Annotated in this window: 16 protein-coding genes and 1 riboswitch; of the genes, 8 read left to right on the forward strand and 8 right to left on the reverse strand. The window is 60.4% G+C overall.

Features of this window, described 5'->3' with window-relative positions; all coding sequences use genetic code 11:
* Positions 1-243: 243 nt before the first annotated feature.
* Positions 244-1413 carry an MFS transporter gene (locus tag AC3WWR_RS25005; RefSeq protein WP_020797420.1) on the forward strand — a complete coding sequence of 390 codons (1170 nt, stop codon included), beginning with the start codon at positions 244-246 and terminating at the stop codon, positions 1411-1413.
* Here the strand turns inward: AC3WWR_RS25005 and AC3WWR_RS25010 are convergent, their stop codons facing one another.
* Both AC3WWR_RS25010 and AC3WWR_RS25015 read right to left on the reverse strand, forming a co-directional pair.
* Positions 1414-2301 (reverse strand): formate/nitrite transporter family protein, encoded by an 888-nt coding sequence (locus AC3WWR_RS25010; protein WP_020797419.1) that lies wholly within the window; start codon positions 2299-2301, stop codon positions 1414-1416.
* 72 nt (positions 2302-2373) lie between these two features.
* The gene (locus AC3WWR_RS25015) at positions 2374-2778 is read right to left on the reverse strand and encodes an acyl-CoA thioesterase (protein ID WP_020797418.1); all 405 of its coding nucleotides are present in this window, start codon (positions 2776-2778) and stop codon (positions 2374-2376) included.
* Positions 2779-2976: 198 nt separating this feature from the next.
* A riboswitch (S-adenosyl-L-homocysteine riboswitch) is annotated at positions 2977-3079 on the forward strand.
* 23 nt (positions 3080-3102) lie between these two features.
* Here AC3WWR_RS25015 and ahcY point away from each other — a divergent pair.
* From ahcY to rhlE2, 4 genes are all read left to right on the forward strand, one after another.
* Positions 3103-4512, forward strand: a complete 1410-nt coding sequence (gene ahcY, locus AC3WWR_RS25020; protein ID WP_020797417.1) for an adenosylhomocysteinase — start codon at positions 3103-3105, stop codon at positions 4510-4512.
* 162 nt (positions 4513-4674) lie between these two features.
* The gene (gene metF, locus AC3WWR_RS25025; RefSeq protein ID WP_020797416.1) at positions 4675-5520 is read left to right on the forward strand and encodes a methylenetetrahydrofolate reductase [NAD(P)H]; all 846 of its coding nucleotides are present in this window, start codon (positions 4675-4677) and stop codon (positions 5518-5520) included.
* Positions 5521-5707: 187 nt separating this feature from the next.
* Positions 5708-6523 (forward strand): substrate-binding periplasmic protein, encoded by an 816-nt coding sequence (locus tag AC3WWR_RS25030; protein WP_020797415.1) that lies wholly within the window; start codon positions 5708-5710, stop codon positions 6521-6523.
* A 225-nt stretch (positions 6524-6748) separates the two neighbouring features.
* Positions 6749-8617, forward strand: a complete 1869-nt coding sequence (gene rhlE2, locus AC3WWR_RS25035) for an RNA helicase RhlE2 (protein ID WP_033042455.1) — start codon at positions 6749-6751, stop codon at positions 8615-8617.
* A gap of 239 nt (positions 8618-8856) precedes the next feature.
* Here the strand turns inward: rhlE2 and AC3WWR_RS25040 are convergent, their stop codons facing one another.
* From AC3WWR_RS25040 to AC3WWR_RS25050, 3 genes are all read right to left on the reverse strand, one after another.
* Positions 8857-9444, reverse strand: coding sequence for a YceI family protein (locus AC3WWR_RS25040; RefSeq protein ID WP_008057034.1), 588 nt, complete (start codon positions 9442-9444; stop codon positions 8857-8859).
* 32 nt (positions 9445-9476) lie between these two features.
* Complete coding sequence (locus tag AC3WWR_RS25045; RefSeq protein WP_020797412.1) at positions 9477-10028, reverse strand: cytochrome b; 552 nt, start codon at positions 10026-10028, stop codon at positions 9477-9479.
* Between the two features lie 639 nt (positions 10029-10667).
* Positions 10668-12404 (reverse strand): flavin monoamine oxidase family protein, encoded by a 1737-nt coding sequence (locus tag AC3WWR_RS25050; RefSeq protein ID WP_432668686.1) that lies wholly within the window; start codon positions 12402-12404, stop codon positions 10668-10670.
* Between the two features lie 221 nt (positions 12405-12625).
* Between AC3WWR_RS25050 and AC3WWR_RS25055 the strand changes: the two genes are divergently transcribed.
* On the forward strand, positions 12626-14032 hold the full coding sequence (locus tag AC3WWR_RS25055) for an adenosylmethionine--8-amino-7-oxononanoate transaminase (RefSeq protein WP_432668687.1): 1407 nt from the start codon (positions 12626-12628) through the stop codon (positions 14030-14032).
* 58 nt (positions 14033-14090) lie between these two features.
* Positions 14091-14810 (forward strand): 16S rRNA (uracil(1498)-N(3))-methyltransferase, encoded by a 720-nt coding sequence (locus AC3WWR_RS25060; protein ID WP_020797409.1) that lies wholly within the window; start codon positions 14091-14093, stop codon positions 14808-14810.
* 81 nt (positions 14811-14891) lie between these two features.
* Here AC3WWR_RS25060 and AC3WWR_RS25065 read toward each other — a convergent pair whose 3' ends face one another.
* The 3 genes from AC3WWR_RS25065 to AC3WWR_RS25075 are packed head-to-tail and all read right to left on the reverse strand — an operon-like array spanning position 14892 to position 17443.
* A complete protein-coding gene (locus AC3WWR_RS25065) occupies positions 14892-15794 on the reverse strand; it encodes a transporter substrate-binding domain-containing protein (RefSeq protein WP_020797408.1) in 903 nt (300 codons plus the stop codon).
* A gap of 29 nt (positions 15795-15823) precedes the next feature.
* Positions 15824-16174 carry a RidA family protein gene (locus AC3WWR_RS25070; protein WP_020797407.1) on the reverse strand — a complete coding sequence of 117 codons (351 nt, stop codon included), beginning with the start codon at positions 16172-16174 and terminating at the stop codon, positions 15824-15826.
* 27 nt (positions 16175-16201) lie between these two features.
* The gene (locus AC3WWR_RS25075) at positions 16202-17443 is read right to left on the reverse strand and encodes a D-amino acid dehydrogenase (RefSeq protein ID WP_432668688.1); all 1242 of its coding nucleotides are present in this window, start codon (positions 17441-17443) and stop codon (positions 16202-16204) included.
* Between the two features lie 109 nt (positions 17444-17552).
* On the opposite strand from AC3WWR_RS25075, the gene AC3WWR_RS25080 reads away from it, so the two are divergent.
* The gene (locus AC3WWR_RS25080; protein WP_020797405.1) at positions 17553-18458 is read left to right on the forward strand and encodes a LysR family transcriptional regulator; all 906 of its coding nucleotides are present in this window, start codon (positions 17553-17555) and stop codon (positions 18456-18458) included.
* Positions 18459-18484 lie beyond the last annotated feature (26 nt).

Raw genomic sequence — 18484 nt, forward strand, 5'->3', positions numbered from 1 at the left:
AGATGTGTAGAAGAGACATGCGTTCCTGTGATTGCCATCGCCAGCAAGCCGGCTCCTACAAGGGCTGGGGAGAGAATTGATTCGCCATATGTCAGCAGCTGTTTATACTGCAACCGACCACGCCGCACTCAGTTGCGCACAGACTAATTCCAATAACAATGCCCTTGCCCGCTCTCATCGAGATCGGTCCTGGCATGCGTATGCCTGATCACAGCGTCAAGACTACCGACAGAGACCTTGCGCATGCCACTCGCCTTGCTTGCCCTTGCTGTTGCCGCGTTCGGCATCGGCACCACTGAATTCGTCATTATGGGCTTGCTTCCCGATGTTGCCCGCGACCTCGCGGTCAGCATTCCCCACGCCGGATTGCTGATTACCGGCTACGCCCTGGGCGTGGTGTTCGGCGCACCAATCCTCGCGGTCGGCACCGCCAACATGCCGCGCAAAGCGACACTGCTGGGCATGACGCTGATGTTCATCCTGGGCAACATGCTTTGCGCACTGGCGCCGAACTACGCCACGCTGATGGCCGCGCGCGTGGTGACTGCGCTGTGCCACGGCGCGTTCTTCGGCATCGGCTCGGTGGTTGCCGCCGGCCTGGTGGCGCCGAACAAACGCGCCCAGGCGATTGCCATGATGTTCACCGGCCTGACCCTGGCCAACGTGCTTGGAGTGCCGCTGGGCACCGCGCTGGGGCAGTACGCCGGCTGGCGCTCGACGTTCTGGGCGGTGTCGGTGATCGGCGTGATCGCGGCGATTGCGCAATGGGTCTGGCTGCCTAAGAACATCGTGATGGAAAAAGCCAACCTGGCAAGCGAGTTCAAAGTGCTGGGCAAGACCAACGTGCTGCTGGCATTGGGCATGAGCGTATTGGCCTCGACCAGCCTGTTCAGCGTATTCACCTACATCGCACCTATCCTGCAGGACATCACCGGTGTCAGCCCCCATGGCGTGACCATCATGCTGTTGTTGTTCGGCGTAGGCTTGACGGCGGGCAGCATGCTCGGCGGGCGATTGGCCGACAGCCGCCTGTTGCCTTCACTGGTCGGCATGGCGCTGGCCGTGGTGGTGGTCTTGGCCGCGTTCAGCCAGACCAGCCATTCGGTAATTCCCGCGGCAATCACCCTGGTGTTGTGGGGCCTTTTCGCCTTTGCCCTATGCCCGATCCTGCAACTGCTGATCATCGATCAAGCCCATGAAGCGCCCAACCTGGGCTCGACGCTGAACCAGAGTGCATTCAACCTCGGTAACGCAGCAGGTGCCTGGATCGGTGGGCTGGTAGTCGCCAGCGGTGCAGATCTTGCGGACCTGCCGTGGACCGGCGCCATGGTCAGTGGCTTGACGGTGTTGGCCGCGCTGTATTTCATTTACCTGCAACGGCGCAGTGCCGCTGCGGTAAATGTGCCGGGTTGATTATTTTTTTTGCGCTTGCGGATCAGGTTTTGCAGCCTGCTCCGCCGCGCTTTTGGGTGGCCCGCTCTCGCTGCGAATCTGCGCATGGCTGATCAATGCAAAGATGAAGCTACCACCAACAATGTTCCCCACCAGCGTGGGACCTGCGAACACCAGCCAGAAATCTTTCCACGGCAGCTCGCCAGCGAACACCAGATAACCGACCTCCAGCGAACCGACCACGATGTGCGTGAAATCCCCCAGCGCCATGAGATAGGTGATGAGGATGATGATCCACATCTTGGCGCTCTCCATCGACGGGATCATCCAGACCATGGTGGCGATCATCCAGCCCGAAACGATGCCCTTGGCGAACATCTGACTGGCATCGTTTTCCATGACCTTGCGGCCGATATCGAGGAAGGCCTCGTCGGTCTTGCTGTCGAAAATCGGCAGCTCAAGCATGACGTAAGCCACCAGCAAGGTGCCGCAGAGGTTGCCCACCAGCACCACCCCCCACAATCGCAGCAATCGGCCGAAATTGCCGAGCGTGGGCTTGCTCATGATCGGCAGCACGGCGGTCAGGGTGTTTTCGGTGAAGAGTTGCTGGCGGGCAAGAATCACCGCGAGGAAACCGGCGCAGTAGCCGAAACTGGCTATCACCTTGAAACCTTCGCCGTCCGGCAGTCGGGAGTTGAGCAAGCCCATGCCCATCAACGACAGGCCCATGGTCAGGCCGGCAGCCAACGCCGACCACCACAGCGCAGCAACGCTGCGCTCCAGTTCCTGATCGCCCTGGGTGCGGATAATTTCGTGCAGCACCGCCGCGCGTGGCGGTTGGTTCTTTTCGACTTCGTGCTGCTCTTTTTCCGAAAGGTCGGGGGTCTTGCCGTCTTTTTTAGTGTCCATGGAACTCCTGAACCGCTGGCGTGCGATGTAGTTACGACCCGCGCGGTTCAGATTCCGTTCGTCATCCACAAATTATTCGACGGCGCCTTCATCCTTGAACTGGTCCTTGACGTACTTGATCTCGGTCCGCCCGTGCGGCGCAGGCAATCCGTCTTCGCCCAAATTGACGAAAACAATCTTCTCCACCGTCAGGATGCTTTTGCGGGTGATCTTGTTACGCACTTCGCACGTGAGGGTGATCGAGGTGCGACCAAATTCAGTGGCGGTGATACCCAGCTCGATGATGTCGCCCTGGCGCGAGGCGCTGACGAAGTTGATCTCGGAAATGTATTTGGTGACCACGCGTTGATTGCCCAGCTGGACGATGGCATAGATCGCCGCTTCTTCGTCGAGCCAACGCAGCAGGCTGCCGCCAAACAGTGTCCCATTGGGGTTGAGGTCTTCGGGCTTGACCCATTTGCGGGTGTGGAAATTCATATGCACTCCTGAGCGCCTTGCCGAATGATGGACGGTATATTGGCAGACCCCGGGCCAGAGCTCTATTCGGGATCTTCTATAGCCAGTATTACCGTTCGCACATTGACCGACAGAAACCCTTTGGAAGATCAGCATAGCCCGCTATAATCGCCCCCGTTTCAAAACGGTAATCTTCACTTGCTACCGTTTTCCCGCCACCTGTCCGAGGGGCGCTGCAGCAGGCTAGACCTGTCAGGCTCGGATGGGGCGTTGCTTGGCCATCAACGGCCAGACACTAAACGCACAACGGCGCCCATTCGCATACATTACGAATGGAGACTCTTCATGAGCGCTGTTATCACGCCTGCAGATTTTAACGATTACAAAGTCGCCGACATGTCCCTGGCTGCCTGGGGCCGTCGCGAAACCATCATCGCCGAATCGGAAATGCCAGCCCTGATGGGTCTGCGCCGCAAGTACTCCGAAGAGCAACCGCTCAAGGGTGCGAAGATCCTCGGCTGCATCCACATGACCATTCAGACCGCCGTGCTGATCGAAACCCTGGTTGCCCTGGGTGCCGAAGTACGCTGGTCGTCCTGCAACATTTTCTCGACTCAAGACCAGGCTGCTGCGTCCATCGCCGCTGCCGGCATTCCGGTTTTCGCCTGGAAAGGTGAAACCGAGCAAGAGTACGAGTGGTGCCTGGAGCAAACCATCCTCAAGGATGGCCAGCCATGGGACGCCAACATGATCCTCGACGACGGCGGCGACCTGACCGAACTGCTGCACAAGAAGTACCCACAGGTACTGGATCGCGTTCACGGCGTGACCGAAGAGACCACCACCGGCGTGCACCGCCTGCTGGACATGCTGGCCAAGGGCGAGCTGAAAATCCCGGCCATCAACGTCAATGACTCGGTGACCAAGAGCAAGAACGACAACAAGTACGGCTGCCGTCACAGCCTGAACGATGCGATCAAGCGCGGTACCGACCACCTGCTGTCCGGCAAGCAAGCGCTGGTCATCGGCTACGGTGACGTGGGCAAGGGCTCGGCCCAGTCCCTGCGTCAGGAAGGCATGATCGTCAAGGTTTCCGAAGTCGACCCGATCTGCGCCATGCAAGCCTGCATGGACGGTTTCGAACTGGTTTCGCCGTTCATCGACGGTATCAACACCGGCACCGAAGAAAGCATCGACAAAGCGCTGCTGGGCAAGATCGACCTGATCGTGACCACCACCGGTAACGTCAATGTTTGCGATGCGAACATGCTCAAGGCCCTGAAGAAGCGCGCTGTTGTCTGCAACATCGGCCACTTCGACAACGAAATCGACACCGCTTTCATGCGCAAGAACTGGGCATGGGAAGAAGTGAAGCCGCAGGTTCACAAGATCCACCGTACCGGCGCTGGCAGCTTCGATCCGCAGAACGACGACTACCTGATCCTGCTGGCTGAAGGCCGCCTGGTTAACCTGGGCAACGCCACTGGCCACCCGAGCCGCATCATGGACGGTTCGTTCGCCAACCAGGTACTGGCGCAGATCTTCCTGTTCGGCCAGAAATACGCCGACCTGTCGCCAGCCCAGAAAGCCGAGCGCCTGACCGTTGAAGTACTGCCGAAGAAACTCGACGAAGAAGTGGCCCTGGAAATGGTCCGCGGTTTCGGCGGCGTCGTGACTCAACTGACCAAGACCCAGGCCGACTACATCGGCGTGACGGTCGAAGGTCCGTTCAAGCCGCACGCTTACCGCTACTGATCGGTTCTGCAGCCTGCTCTCCCTTGTGGGAGCGGGCTTGCTCGCGAAGGCGGTTTATCATTCGACATTAATGTTGTCTGACGCACCGCTTTCGCGAGCAAGCCCGCTCCCACATGGGGATGTGCATGTCTTCCAGGCTTACGTGTTTCCAAGGATATGACCATGTCCCAAGATCGTCGCTACAGCTTCGAGTTCTTCCCTACCAAGACCGATGCTGGGCATGAAAAGCTGCTTGCCACTGCCCGCCAGTTGGCCACGTACAACCCCGATTTCTTCTCCTGCACCTACGGTGCAGGTGGTTCGACCCGTGATCGCACGCTCAACACCGTGTTGCAGCTCGAGAGCGAAGTCAAAGTTCCGGCCGCACCGCACTTGTCGTGCGTCGGCGACAGCAAGGCTGACCTGCGCGGCCTGCTGAGCCAGTACAAGGCCGCCGGCATCCAGCGCATCGTCGCCTTGCGCGGTGACCTGCCTTCAGGCATGGGCATGGCCAGCGGTGAAATGCGCCACGCCAACGACCTGGTCGAATTCATCCGTGAAGAGACTGGCGATCATTTCCACATCGAAGTTGCCGCCTACCCGGAGATGCATCCTCAGGCACGCAATTTCGAAGACGACCTCAACAACTTCGTGCGCAAGGCCAACGCTGGCGCCGACAGTGCGATCACCCAGTATTTCTTCAACGCCGACAGCTACTTCTACTTCGTCGAGCGCGTGCGGGCCAAGGGTGTGAACATTCCGATCGTGCCGGGGATCATGCCGATCACCAACTACAGCAAGCTGGCACGCTTCTCCGATGCCTGCGGTGCGGAAATCCCGCGCTGGATCCGCAAGCAACTGGAAGCCTACGGTGACGATACCCAAAGCATTCAACGCTTCGGCGAGCAAGTCATTACCGAGATGTGCGAACGCCTGCTGCAGGGCGGCGCGCCAGGGCTGCACTTCTATACACTGAACCAGGCTGAAGCGAGCCTGGCGGTTTGGAACAACCTGAAGTTGCCGCGTTAAACACAGCAAGATCAAAAGATCGCAGCCTGCGGCAGTGCCTACAGGGAATACACATTCCAATGTAGGAGCTGCCGAAGGCTGCGATCTTTTGCATTCAACGCACGTTTACTGTGATGCAACACGCGGAGTTAGAGCATCTGCTGCCAGTTTCTGGCTCTTTCGCGTTTCTCGTCGTAATCTCAAGCCCATGCCTTTGATCACGCAGTTCGTCGCCCTGCTTGTTTTCACTTGCCTTAGCTTTGCCGCTAGGGGCGAGAAGCTGCGCATTGTCACCGAACCCTGGGCACCATACGTGTACGAGGAGAACGGCAAGGCCCTGGGGCTGGACTACGAAACCACCGCCATCGTCTTCAAGCGCCTGGGCATCGAAGTGGAATGGCAATTCCTGCCATGGAAACGCTGCCTTTCGATGCTGGAAACAGGTCAGGCCGATGGCGCGCTGGACATTTTCCATAGCGATGAACGCGATGCGACCCTGCTCTACCCCAGCGAACCGCTCTCGGAAGTCCAGTTCGTGATGTTCTACGCCAACGCCAGGCCCCATCCGTTTCGCACCCTCGACGAACTGCGCGGCCTGACCATCGGCATCTCTCCTGGCTACCTGTACAGCGAGGATTTCAGGGACTCGACCCTGTTCACCCGGGAACCTGCGCCGAGCCACGAAGCGAACTTCGGCAAACTGGTGCGTGGGCGGATCGACCTGCTGATCACCGACCGCAGGGTGGGCCAGCATTTGCTCGACGAACTGAATATCCGCAACATAATTACCGAAAACCCCACTGTCATCAGTCAACAGAGCCAGTTTCTGGCGGTGCGCCGCAATGCCGGCATGGACTTGCTGGTGCAGCGTTTCGGCGCCGAGCTCAAACGTTTCAAGCGCGAACCCGCGTACGCCGAGCTCAGCGCCCGATATGGCGCCGCACCGGCCGCTACAATCAACGTCGGGCGGACCACGGCCAACACGGAAAAAACCGTTGAGCAGCAGGAAAGCGGCGCGCAGTGATTGCTCTGTTATACTCCGGCCTTTCCGCCAGGCTCACGCCCGGACGCTCGGAACCGTTCAAGGCATCTCGAACCCGCTACAGCGCAGCTTTTCAGCCCGCGCGAGCGCTCCAGACGAGCCTTCGTGACCGAAGCAGGACCGGACGGGATTGCGTTCCTCATAAACGCCATTCGCGCCAGGCAAGACTCCCATTGGGCCAAGCCCTAACTTAAAACAGGATTACTCATGTCCTTTGCTTCCCTCGGTCTCTCCGAGGCTTTAGTCCGCGCCATCGAGGCAGCGGGCTATACCGAGCCTACTCCGGTGCAACAGCGGGCCATTCCCGCCGTGTTGCAAGGTCGCGACCTGATGGTCGCGGCACAGACAGGTACTGGTAAAACCGGCGGTTTCGCCCTTCCGATCCTGGAGCGGTTGTTCCCCAACGGTCACCCGGACAAATCCCAGCGTCACGGCCCGCGCCAACCGCGCGTACTGGTCCTGACCCCTACTCGCGAACTCGCGGCGCAAGTGCACGAAAGCTTCAAGGTCTATGCCCGTGACCTGAAGTTCGTCAGTGCCTGCATTTTCGGTGGCGTCGGCATGAACCCGCAGGTCCAGGCCATGTCCCGTGGCGTAGACGTGCTGGTGGCCTGCCCTGGCCGCCTGCTCGACCTGGCCGGCCAAGGCAGCGTTGACCTGTCCCACGTGGAAATCCTCGTACTGGACGAAGCCGACCGCATGCTCGACATGGGCTTCGTCCATGACGTGAAGAAAGTCCTCGCCCGTTTGCCGGCCAAGCGTCAGAACCTGCTGTTCTCGGCGACGTTCTCCAAGGACATCACCGACCTCGCCGGCAAGCTGCTGCACAACCCGGAACGCATCGAAGTCACGCCGCCGAACACCACGGTCGAGCGCATCGAACAGCGCGTATTCCGCCTGCCGGCCAGCCACAAGCGTGCGTTGCTGGCGCACCTGATTACCGCTGGCGCCTGGGAACAGGTGCTGGTATTCACCCGCACCAAGCACGGCGCCAACCGCCTGGCCGAGTACCTGGACAAACACGGCCTGAGCGCCGTCGCGATCCACGGCAACAAGAGCCAGAACGCGCGCACCAAAGCCCTGGCCGACTTCAAGGCCGGTACCGTGCGCATCCTGGTTGCCACCGACATCGCCGCTCGCGGCCTGGACATCGACCAGCTGCCACACGTGGTCAACTTCGAACTGCCGAACGTCGATGAAGACTATGTGCACCGCATCGGCCGTACTGGCCGTGCCGGTCGTTCGGGCGAGGCGATCTCGCTGGTGGCCCCGGACGAAGAAAAACTGCTGAAAAGCATCGAACGCATGACCAAGCAGAAAATCGCCGACGGCGACCTGATGGGCTTCGATGCCAGCGCCGTGGAAGCCGAGAAACCCGAAGCGCGCGAGCGTCCGGACATGCGCAACCCGCGCAATCCACGTGGCCCGCGCGGCGATGGTCCGAATGGCGGCGGTGGTGGTGGCGGTCGCAAGGACAAAGGCAAGGACAAGGGCAAGGAAAAACCGGCGGGTGAGCGCGGTGAGCGTCCAGCCCGTCAGCAAAAGCCCCGTGAAGGCACCCCGGCCCGCGAACAGCGTCAGCCAAGCCAGCCGCCGCGTGCCGCAGCTGATCGTGCGCCGGACGAGTTCCTGGACGACGATATCGATAACTTCGGTAACCGCGTCGACTACGTTCCGCAGCAGAAACCGGCCCAAGGCCGCGGACGTCGTCCGGGTGCTCCGGCACAAGGCACAACCGCAGGCGCTCCACGTGGTGGCAAGCCGCAGGGCGGTCGCCAGAACGGTCCGCGCAACAGCGATGGCGCCAGCACCGGCACCCCGCCAGCCAAGCGCAGCGGTCCACGCAGCGGCGCTCCACGTGATGGCCAGGCCCGTCGCGAAGACTCGCGCAACCGCCGCCCGGCCCGTGACGATCAACCGCGTTCGGAACCGGCCGTGCAGAACCCGCGTGGTCCGGCGCCGAAGATCATGCACAAGGAGTCGAAGGCCGATCGCTTCCCGACACCTGAGCAACTGGATCAACTGCCAAGCCGTCCTCGTGGCGAAAAACCGGCATTGCTGACTCGTAATCGCTGAGTTATCGCTGAAATGAAAAATGCCCCGCATCGAAAGATCCGGGGCATTTTTTTGAGCGATACAAAACCTGTAGGAGCGAGCCTGCTCGCGATGGTCGTGAACGATAACGCGTTAAACCAGATGCCCAGCGGCGCCTATGGGTTTTTCGCGAGCAGGCTCGCTCCTACAGGGGTTTGTGTACGGCAGTAAAAAACGCCCGCGCTCGTGAGAGCGGCGGGCGTTTTTGTCAGCGGCGAAAATTATTTCGCTTTGACACCTTCAAAGGTCACGTACATTTCAACTGCATCGGACGATGGGCCCAGGTCTTTCTGCTTGCCGAAATCGGAACGCTTGAGGCTGAAGGTACCCTCGAAGCCTGCACGGTAGCCGCCCCATGGATCCTTGCCTTCACCCAGGAAGGTAGCCTTGACCACGATTGGCTTGGTCACGCCAAGGATAGTCAGGTCGCCAGCCACGTCCGCAGTGTCCTTGCCAGCGGCGTTTTTGCCGGTTGGCTTGACGCTGGTGGAAACAAAGGTGGCTTTGCTCCCGTTCAGGAAGTCTTTGCTGGAGATGTGCTTGTCACGCTCAGCGTTGTTGGTGAACACGCTGGCGGTGTTTACGTTGAACTCGATCTTGCTGTCTTCAGGCTTGGCAGCGTCAAAGCTGAACTTGCCGTCGATGTCCTTGAAAGTACCGGTGATGAAGCTGTAGCCCAGGTGGCTGATCTTGAAGTCAACGAAGGCGTGCTGGCCTTCCTTGTCGACCACGTAGTCAGCGGCCATGACGCTACCGGCGGACAACAGGGCGGAACTGATTGCCAGAGCGGCCAGAGTCTTTTTCAACATACATTGTTTTCCTTTGGAGTCGAGGTTGAACTTCAGGCTTTGCGACCCAGCATTCGCTTGAGGGTCACATCACGGTCGATAAAGTGGTGCTTCAATGCTGCCAACGCATGGAGGCCGGAAAAAATTACCAGTATCCATGCCAGCCAGAGGTGAATCACACCGGCGGTATCTGCCTGGTCCGGTAGCCCGGACACCAGCGCAGGCACTTCAAACAAGCCAAACACCGGGATACCGACACCTTCTGCGGTGGAAATCAGGTAACCGGCAATCATCACAGCGAACAGACTGAGATACAGAAAGCCATGGCCGAACTTGGCGCCCAGGCGCGTCATGCGGCTGTAGCTGGACAGGGTCGGCGGCGGCGGACTGATGAAACGCCACACCACCCGCAACACCATCACACCCAACAACACCAGGCCGATGCTCTTGTGCAGGTCCGGTGCGTCTTTGCGCCAGGTGCTGTAGTAGTCGAGCCCGACCATCCACAACCCCAACGCGAACAGGCTAAAAACCGCCAGCGCCACACTCCAGTGAATGAAAATGCTGACCCAGCCGTAGCGGGAAGTAGAATTTCGTAGCTGCATTGCCCATATCCCTGTAAGTGCTGGCCCAAGACTATCGATTTATCTATCGGATTAAAGCGGAAAATTTCGCTTTGAAATATCGAGAAATGCGATCAATAGCCTAAATCACGCGGGTTAAGGAAAGATTAAAGTCGAAATTGTGAAAAGAAGTGAATACAAACCAGAGAACACCTGTATCAAAAGGTTTATTCGATTTCTTGCCTCATTTTTTCAAGCGTAAAAAAAACGCGGCCTTGAACCGCGCTTTTTTGTGCTTGAACGCTACGTAGACTTAGCGGGGCGATATCGACCTTCCTAATTGTGGTACACGGAAGGGGGCTGCAGACAGTCAGGATTGTACGGATCCATATCGCATTTATAGGCCAGTTCATGCCCGTATCCCCGGCGATATCCCTCATGAAATATCTCCGCATTTGCACAACCCAAAAGGGTTATCAATATGATGATTACTGTCAGTTCTTTCATATGCTCTCCAGTTTTTGAAGAGCATGGGCCCAAGATCAAGCTCTACCCATCACCCCCTTCTGATTCGCTTGTGGGAAGTCTCTGATATCGCTGGCGCATGTAGGACGGGAGACAACGCCGAGATCTGGCAAAAAAAAAACGCGGCCCATGAGCCGCGTTTTTTACGCCTGAACGTTACTGGGCCTTGGTAACCGTGGTCGCCGCTGGCTTCTTGGTCGGTTCGGCCTTTTTCGCCGGTGCCTTGGCCGACGTTTTCTTCGCCTCGGTCTTCTTCACTGGCGCTTTTGCCGGTGCTTTCTTCGCAGGCTCGGCTTTCACCGGTGCCGCAGGCTTCGGCGCTTCGACCGGAGTAGGTGCAGGGGTCGGCGCCGGGGCTGGTGCGGGAGCCGGTGCGACGGGTTCTGGTGTCTTGATCGGCTGTGGCTTCTTCTCGTCATCCGAGCCGCCGAACAGGTTGCTGAAGAAGTTGCCCTTCTTCGCTGCCACCGCGCCGGCTGCAGCGGCAGCGGCTACTGGAGCGGCTTTCGCCGGGTCAAACGACTTGCCCGCCGCCAGGTCTTCAACCTGGCTGGCCGCACGCTGACCGGTGCGCAATGCGCCTTCCAAGGTGCCCGGGTACAGGGTGTCAGTGTGTTCGCCAGCAAAGGCTACACGCTGAACCGGACGCTCCCACAGACGCCAGAACTTGCTGATCTGACCCGGGCCGAAGGCCAGGTAAGCGCCGCCCATCGAAGGGTCGGTGCTGTAGCGACGGATTTCATAACCGGTAAACGAACCGCGTGCCTGTGGGTAAAACGCGTGCAGGCGGATCAGTACCTGATCGACCATCTGCTTGTCGCCGAACGCCTGCATGACCCGCGAGTTGTCGCCGGACAGGTTGATCACCACGTTGGCGCCGCCCTTCAGCGCCGGCTCGACCCACAACATGCCCAGGCCGGTGTTGCTGTAGATCTCACCGGACATGCGCGCCTTGCTTTCCCACACTGGCGTCTTGAACTTCAACATGATCTGGTCGCGCCAACCGTAGTTGGTGCCCTTGATCGCGGCCTGGTGCTGGGCGTCCAGTGCCGGGGTCATCTGGATCTTGTTCAGGGCACGCAAAGGCACGGCCACCACAACGTAGTCAGCCTGGTAGCCAACGCTGCCGACCTTGACGGTGACGCCGTCCTTGTCCTGGGTAATGGCCGAGACCGGGGAGCTGGTCTTGATGGTTTTCAGTTCTTTGACGAAGGCCTGGGCCAACACCGGGCTGCCACCGACCAGGCGCGACGCGCGCAGGTCACGGTCGGAAACGCCACGATAAACGCGACTCTGCTGTGCGAAGTACAGCAGCGAGATACGCGAAGGTTCGTCATAACGGGTACGAATCTGCTGGTTCACCAACTGACGGGCAGTGGCCGGCAGGCTCAGGCGATCGAGCCAGTTGGACACGTTGATCTGGTCCAGGGCGTGCAGCGTGTTGTTGGCTGACGGGTTTTGCGGGTCTTCGATCGAGCGCGCCAGGTCGTCCACCGTCTTTTCGTAGCGCTTGAGCGCTTCGGCAGTAGTTGGATCCTTGGTGGCCAAGTCGGCCGCGGTGTAATACACACCGTCGATCAGGTAGCCCGGGGTGCGCACGAATTCAGGTGCTGGCGTGGTGCTCAGCTTGAACGTCGAGATGTACTTGTTCAAGACCGGCTGGGTCTTGTCGTTGCCGATCCACTCACTGGTCGCCATGCCGGAGCGGCCGCCCAGGCTCGGCTTGGCTTCCAGCAGCGTGACCTGCCAGCCTTTTTTCTGCAGTTCGTAAGCAGCCGTGAGGCCCGAGACCCCGCCGCCGATCACGATCGCGGTTTTATCCTTGGCCAGCGCAGACACGCTGAACAGCCCCAACATCACCAGCGCACAGGCGCGCAGCCAACCGACAGACATTCAGCGAACTCCGGAAATACAGGAAAAATAGCGGTTTTTGCGAGCCAGGCGGCTCCAGAACCGCGAAGGATACGTCAGCCGCCAGACGCCTGCCAGCAACGTCTACCGTCCTATACAAAGTAGCTCAAACAACACAATGGGTTGTTCCCGAGGCACGCATTGCATAGGCTTGCGCGATTGTATGTCCGCGCACGACACGGACCGCCTCGAGGAGACTGAACATGGGCCTGAATAATCAGTGGATGCAACGCGATCTCGCGGTGTTGTGGCATCCCTGCACCCAGATGAAAGATCACGAACAACTGCCGCTGATCCCGATCAAGCGCGGTGAAGGCGTGTGGCTGGAGGATTTCGAAGGCAAGCGCTACCTCGACGCGGTGAGCTCCTGGTGGGTGAACGTGTTTGGCCATGCCAACCCGCGTATCAACCAGCGCATCAAGGACCAGGTCGATCAACTGGAACACGTGATTCTCGCCGGGTTCAGCCATCAGCCGGTGATCGAGTTGTCCGAGCGCCTGGTGAAGATGACGCCGGAGGGCCTGACTCGATGCTTCTACGCCGATAATGGTTCGTCCTGCATCGAAGTTGCGCTGAAAATGAGTTTTCACTATTGGCTCAACCGCGGCCTGCCGAACAAGAAGCGCTTTGTTACCCTGACCAACAGCTACCACGGCGAAACGATGGCGGCGATGTCGGTGGGCGACGTGCCGCTGTTCACCGAAACCTACAAGGCGCTCCTGCTCGACACCATCAAGGTGCCGAGCCCCGATTGCTATCTGCGCCCCGAGGGCATGAGCTGGGAAGAGCACTCGCGCAACATGTTCGCCGCCATGGAGCAAACCCTGGCCGAGAACCATGACACCGTTGCCGCGGTGATCGTCGAGCCGCTGATCCAGGGCGCCGGCGGCATGCGCATGTACCATCCGGTGTACCTCAAGCTGCTGCGTGAAGCCTGCGACCGCTATGGCGTGCACCTGATCCACGACGAAATCGCCGTGGGCTTCGGCCGCACCGGGACGATGTTCGCCTGTGAACAGGCGGGTATCCGGCCGGACTTCCTCTGCCTGTCCAAGGCCCTGACCGGCGGCTACCTGCCGCTGGCGGCGTGCCTGACCACCGATGACGTCTACAGCGCCTTCTACGACGATTACCCGACCCTGCGCGCCTTCCTGCATTCCCACAGCTATACGGGCAACCCTTTGGCATGCGCGGCGGCCCTGGCGACGCTGGATATCTTCGAAGAAGACAAGGTCATCGAGAACAACAAGGCGCTGGCGCAGCGCATGGCCTCCTCCACTGCACATCTGGTCGACCACCCTAACGTCAGCGAAGTGCGCCAGACCGGCATGGTGCTGGCCATCGAGATGGTCAAGGACAAGGCCAGCAAAGAGGCCTACCCATGGCAGGAGCGTCGCGGCCTGAATGTGTTCCAGCATGCACTGGAGCGAGGTGCCTTGCTGCGGCCATTGGGCAGCGTGGTGTATTTCCTGCCGCCGTATGTGATTACCCCGGAGCAAATCGACTTCCTCGCCGAGGTCGCCAGTGAGGGCATCGACATTGCCACCCGCGAAAGCGTCAGCGTGGCGGTGCCGAAGGACTTCCACCCCGGTTTCCGCGATCCGGGCTAGCGTTCGCCTGCTCGTTCCCACGCTCTGCGTGGGAACGATCCAACTACAGAGATTTAGCATGAGACTGTCCCGCTTCTTCATCGACGCCCCCCTGAGCACCGGCGAGCACGAATTGCCCGAAGCCCAGGCCCATTACATCGGGCGCGTGCTGCGCATGGCCGAGGGTGATGCGTTACAACTGTTCGACGGTTCCGGCCATGAATTTCGCGGCACGCTCGTTGAAGTCGGCAAAAAACGCGTGGTAGTCCAGATCCATGAGGAGTTTGCCGGCCAGGTGGAATCGCCGTTGCAGATCCACCTCGGCCAGGGCTTGTCCCGTGGCGAGCGCATGGACTGGGCGATCCAGAAAGCGACTGAATTGGGTGTCACGCAAATCACGCCGATTTTCAGCGAACGCTGCGAAGTGCGACTCAAGGACGAACGCGCCGACAAACGCCTGCTGCACTGGCGCCAGGTAGCGATCAGCGCCTGCGAACAATGCGGGCGCTCACGGGTGCCGGTGATTCATCCGCCGGTGCTGTTGGCCGACTGGTTGAAGCAGACTGAGGCTGAACTGAAGCTGGTGCTGCACCCGGTGGCCGAGCCATTGGTCAGCCATGCCAAGCCTTCAAGCCTGGCCTTTCTGATCGGCCCGGAAGGTGGTTTGTCCGATGCCGAAGTCGATCTGGCCAAGGCCAGCGGCTTCCGCGCCGCCCGCCTCGGCCCGCGAGTGTTGCGCACCGAGACCGCGCCGGTGGTTGCACTGGCGGTTGCCCAGCAGCTCTGGGGTGATTTCTAAAAAGATCGCAGCCTGCGGCAGCTCCTACAGGCTGGAGCGCAATCCCGTGTAGGAGCTGCCGAAGGCTGCGATCTTTTGACTTTATTGCACCGGATCACTCACCGGCTTGGCAATGATCGCCTTGAGTTCGCTGGTCATCGGGAACTCAAGGTTCAAACCCTTCGGCGGGATCGGCTGCTCGAACCAGCGCTGGTAGATGCCATTGATCTCGCCCGAGCTGTACAGATCCGCCAACACGCCGTTGACCAGGGCGAGGAACTGCGGGTCGTCCTTGCGTACCATGCAGCTGTAGATCTCCCGCGATTGCTCCTCCCCGACCACCACCCACTTGTGCGGGTCATTGGCCTTGGCACGCTCGCCGTAGAGCAGCGCGTCGTCCATGTAGAACGCCGCGGCCCGGCCCGATTGCAGCATCTGGAAGGCTTCCCCGTGGTCCTTGGCGCTGATCACGAACATGTCGATCTTGTGATCGACGTTGTAGCTTTTGAGGAAGCGCTCGTTGGTGGTGCCGGCGGTAGTCACCACGTTCTTTCCGCGCAGGTCGGCAAAACCTTTTATGCCGCTGTCCTTGGCGGTGAGCAACTGGCCTTTGACGTAGATGAAGCCATAGGAGAACGCCACCTGTTTCTGCCGTTCGGCAGTGACGCCGGTGGAACCGCATTCCAGGTCCACGGTGCCATTCTGTACCAATGGAATGCGGGTCTGAGAGGTTACCAGGTTGTACTTCACCTTCAGGTCAGGCCGCGCCAGTTGCTGCTGGATGCGCTCGACGATCTTGCTCGCCAGATCCACCGAGTAACCCATCGGCTTGCCGCTGTGATCACCCACGTAGGAAAACGGCACCGACGCATCGCGATAACCCAGGGTAATGCTGTTGGTGCTGGCGATCTTGCCCAGGGTGCCGGTCAGCGGCGTTTCATTGGCCTGTACCTGACTGCCTAGCAACAGGCCGAGGCTGCAAGCGAGCAACGTGATTTTTTGCATTGTTATTCTCCGTTGTGGGTGTTGGTTTATCAGGCGCGTGCAGCGATGACGGTGATTTCCACAAGCACCTGCGGGCGGGCCAGTTCGGCCTGCACGGTGGTGCGGCTCGGGGCCTGCCCGGGCGATAACCAGGCCGACCAGACCTCGTTCATCGCGGCGAAATCCTCGGTGATGTTCTTCAGGTAAATGGTCGCGCTGAGCAGATGATCCTTGTCGCTGCCAGCCTCGGCCAGCAAGGCGTCGATTTTCCTCAGTACTTCCCGGGTCTGTCCGCTGGCATCCAGGGCATCGCCCGGTACCTGCCCGGAAAGAAACACCAGATCGCCAAAAGTCACGGCGCCTGACAGGCGCGGGTTGCTGTGCAGTCGGGTAATGCTCATTGCAGTGTCCTCTTCAGAAATGGCTATTCAGGCGGCCCGGTGATTGAACCCCTGCAGGTCGATGGAAGGTGGACGCTCGGCGATCAACTCGCTGAGCAATCGCCCGCTGCCGCACGCCAGGGTGAACCCCAACGCACCGTGGCCGAGGTTGAGCCACAGGTTGCGATAGGCCGTCGCGCCCAGCAACGGTACGCCGCTGGGGGTGGCCGGGCGCATGCCGGCCCACTCGACGGCTTGGTCATAAGCGCCGGCATTTGGAAAGGTGTCCTGGGCCTGACGCTTGATCAGTGCCAGGCGCTTGGGGTCCAGCGCAGGGTCGAAGCCGACGATGTCGACCATCGCCGCCACACGCAATTGCTCGCCGATGCGGGCGTAGACGATCTTGCGGTCGTAGTCGGTGATGCTCACGTCGGGCACCCGGTGACCGACGCCGATGGGCACGGTCAAGCTGTAGCCCTTTAGCGGGTACAGCGGCAGTTGCAGCCCGGGCAGCGCCAACAGCGGACTGCGGTGGCCGGCAGCGATCACCAGTTGCTCAACCGGCAGCAGGTGTTCGCCCAACTCGATGGCGTTGACGCTGCCGTGGCCATGGCGAATCCCGGTCACTGCTTGCCCGAGACGAAACTCGCAACGACCGGACGCTTGCAGCCGGGCGGCCAGTTGCTGGCAGAAACCGTGGCAATCGCCGACCTCTTCGTCCGGGGTGTAGATCGCCCCGACGAAGGGGGCATCGATCAGCGCCGGCTCCAGCTGCGCGCATTCGGCCGCCGACAACACCTGCTGTTGTTGCGGGTCGGCCAGACCCTGGCGCGCATGTTCGAAGCTGCTGTTCTGGCGGAACGTCACCAGCTTGCCATTGCGCCGCCACTGGAAACCCGCCAATCCATCATCCTCGCGCCAGGACTTCAAGGTTTCCTGGCTCAAGAGCGCCAGGCGCAGCAAGTGGGCGGCGTTCGCGCGGTTGACCGAGTGGCGGCAGGCGCCGAGGAACGATGCCATCCAGCGCCATTGCGTCAGGTCGAAGCGCGGACGCAGCTTCAGCGGTGAATCGCCGCGTAACATCCAGCCGATGGCCTGTAATGGCACACCGGCGTCGGCCAGGGGTGCGACATAGCGATAGGACAACTGGCCGCCATTGGCGAAACTGGTTTCGCTGCCCAATGAGTCCCGAGCCTCGACCACCGTGACCTCAAAGCCGTCGCGCACCAGCGCATAGGCCGTAGCCAGGCCAATCACGCCACCGCCGATGATGCACACTCGCTGAGCCATGTCCGTCCTTAAAACCGTTGTGAAGACAAGGCCGAGGTTAGAGCCAGGTGACAGACGTTGAACAATGCATAAATATGTCAAACCCATAAACAAAGGTTATGGACTTGTCATGCGTCTTCGCCATATCGAAATTTTCCAGGCCATCCGCCAGACCGGCTCGATCAGCGCGGCCGCACAGTTGCTGCACGTCTCGCAGCCGGCGGTGAGTAAGGTGTTGCAGCACGCCGAGCAGCAATTGGGCTTCCCGTTGTTCCTGCGGGTGCGCGGCAAGTTGCAGGCGACGCCGGAAGCGCTGGAGCTGGAGCGCGAAGTGGACAAGGTCAGTGAAAGCCTGCAAGGCGTACGACGCCTGGCCCAGAGTCTGCGTCGCGAGCCGGGGCACAGCCTGCGCATCGGCGCGACCCCGGCACTGGCCCTGTCATTGCTGCCGCCGGCCATTCACGAATGGACCGGACGCTACCCGGACATCGTCTGCGAGTTGTCCAGCGCCCACAGTCGCGAACTGGTGCAGAACCTGTTGATGCGCGAAGTGGATGTCGCCCTGACCCTGCAACGCCCGGATCACCCGGGGCTCAAGGCCCAAGCCCTGGCGTGCGGCGTGCTGGTGGCGCTGGCGCCGATTGGTTACTGGCCGCCGCAAGAGGCAGGCAGGCCGTTACCGCTCATGGCGCTGGCGAATGCGCCCCTGATTGGTTTATCCAGTGCCGATCCGCTGGCCGCACGGCTCGACAGCTATCTGGAAGCCGTCGAACCACCTCCTCGCGTACGCATCGCCGTGCAGACCTACTCTCTGGCACGGGCGATGGTGGAATCTGGCGCGGGTGTAGCGGTGATCGATCCGTTCACCGCCCTTGGTGCGTCTCCCGACACCACAACGATTCGCCCTCTGGCGCCGCCGCTGCCCATCACCCTGTACGCAGTCACCCGCGCCGCCGAACCCCCACCCCACACGTTGAACGACCTGTTGCAGGTGTTCGGCCGCCAAGCCCAGGAGCAATTAGATCGCCTCTGCTGAGCCTGAAACCTGCAAGGCCGCTTCGC

This window comes from Pseudomonas sp. EB271-G4-1 (genome assembly GCF_058791355.1).

What these genes read in the sequence shown, in the direction of transcription:
- AC3WWR_RS25005 (WP_020797420.1), top strand. Translation starts at nt 244, where the DNA reads ATGCCACTCGCCTTGCTTGCCCTTGCTGTTGCCGCGTTCGGCATCGGC.
- AC3WWR_RS25010 (WP_020797419.1), bottom strand. Translation starts at nt 2,301, where the DNA reads ATGGACACTAAAAAAGACGGCAAGACCCCCGACCTTTCGGAAAAAGAG.
- AC3WWR_RS25015 (WP_020797418.1), bottom strand. Translation starts at nt 2,778, where the DNA reads ATGAATTTCCACACCCGCAAATGGGTCAAGCCCGAAGACCTCAACCCC.
- ahcY (WP_020797417.1), top strand. Translation starts at nt 3,103, where the DNA reads ATGAGCGCTGTTATCACGCCTGCAGATTTTAACGATTACAAAGTCGCC.
- metF (WP_020797416.1), top strand. Translation starts at nt 4,675, where the DNA reads ATGTCCCAAGATCGTCGCTACAGCTTCGAGTTCTTCCCTACCAAGACC.
- AC3WWR_RS25030 (WP_020797415.1), top strand. Translation starts at nt 5,708, where the DNA reads ATGCCTTTGATCACGCAGTTCGTCGCCCTGCTTGTTTTCACTTGCCTT.
- rhlE2 (WP_033042455.1), top strand. Translation starts at nt 6,749, where the DNA reads ATGTCCTTTGCTTCCCTCGGTCTCTCCGAGGCTTTAGTCCGCGCCATC.
- AC3WWR_RS25040 (WP_008057034.1), bottom strand. Translation starts at nt 9,444, where the DNA reads ATGTTGAAAAAGACTCTGGCCGCTCTGGCAATCAGTTCCGCCCTGTTG.
- AC3WWR_RS25045 (WP_020797412.1), bottom strand. Translation starts at nt 10,028, where the DNA reads ATGCAGCTACGAAATTCTACTTCCCGCTACGGCTGGGTCAGCATTTTC.
- AC3WWR_RS25050 (WP_432668686.1), bottom strand. Translation starts at nt 12,404, where the DNA reads ATGTCTGTCGGTTGGCTGCGCGCCTGTGCGCTGGTGATGTTGGGGCTG.
- AC3WWR_RS25055 (WP_432668687.1), top strand. Translation starts at nt 12,626, where the DNA reads ATGGGCCTGAATAATCAGTGGATGCAACGCGATCTCGCGGTGTTGTGG.
- AC3WWR_RS25060 (WP_020797409.1), top strand. Translation starts at nt 14,091, where the DNA reads ATGAGACTGTCCCGCTTCTTCATCGACGCCCCCCTGAGCACCGGCGAG.
- AC3WWR_RS25065 (WP_020797408.1), bottom strand. Translation starts at nt 15,794, where the DNA reads ATGCAAAAAATCACGTTGCTCGCTTGCAGCCTCGGCCTGTTGCTAGGC.
- AC3WWR_RS25070 (WP_020797407.1), bottom strand. Translation starts at nt 16,174, where the DNA reads ATGAGCATTACCCGACTGCACAGCAACCCGCGCCTGTCAGGCGCCGTG.
- AC3WWR_RS25075 (WP_432668688.1), bottom strand. Translation starts at nt 17,443, where the DNA reads ATGGCTCAGCGAGTGTGCATCATCGGCGGTGGCGTGATTGGCCTGGCT.
- AC3WWR_RS25080 (WP_020797405.1), top strand. Translation starts at nt 17,553, where the DNA reads ATGCGTCTTCGCCATATCGAAATTTTCCAGGCCATCCGCCAGACCGGC.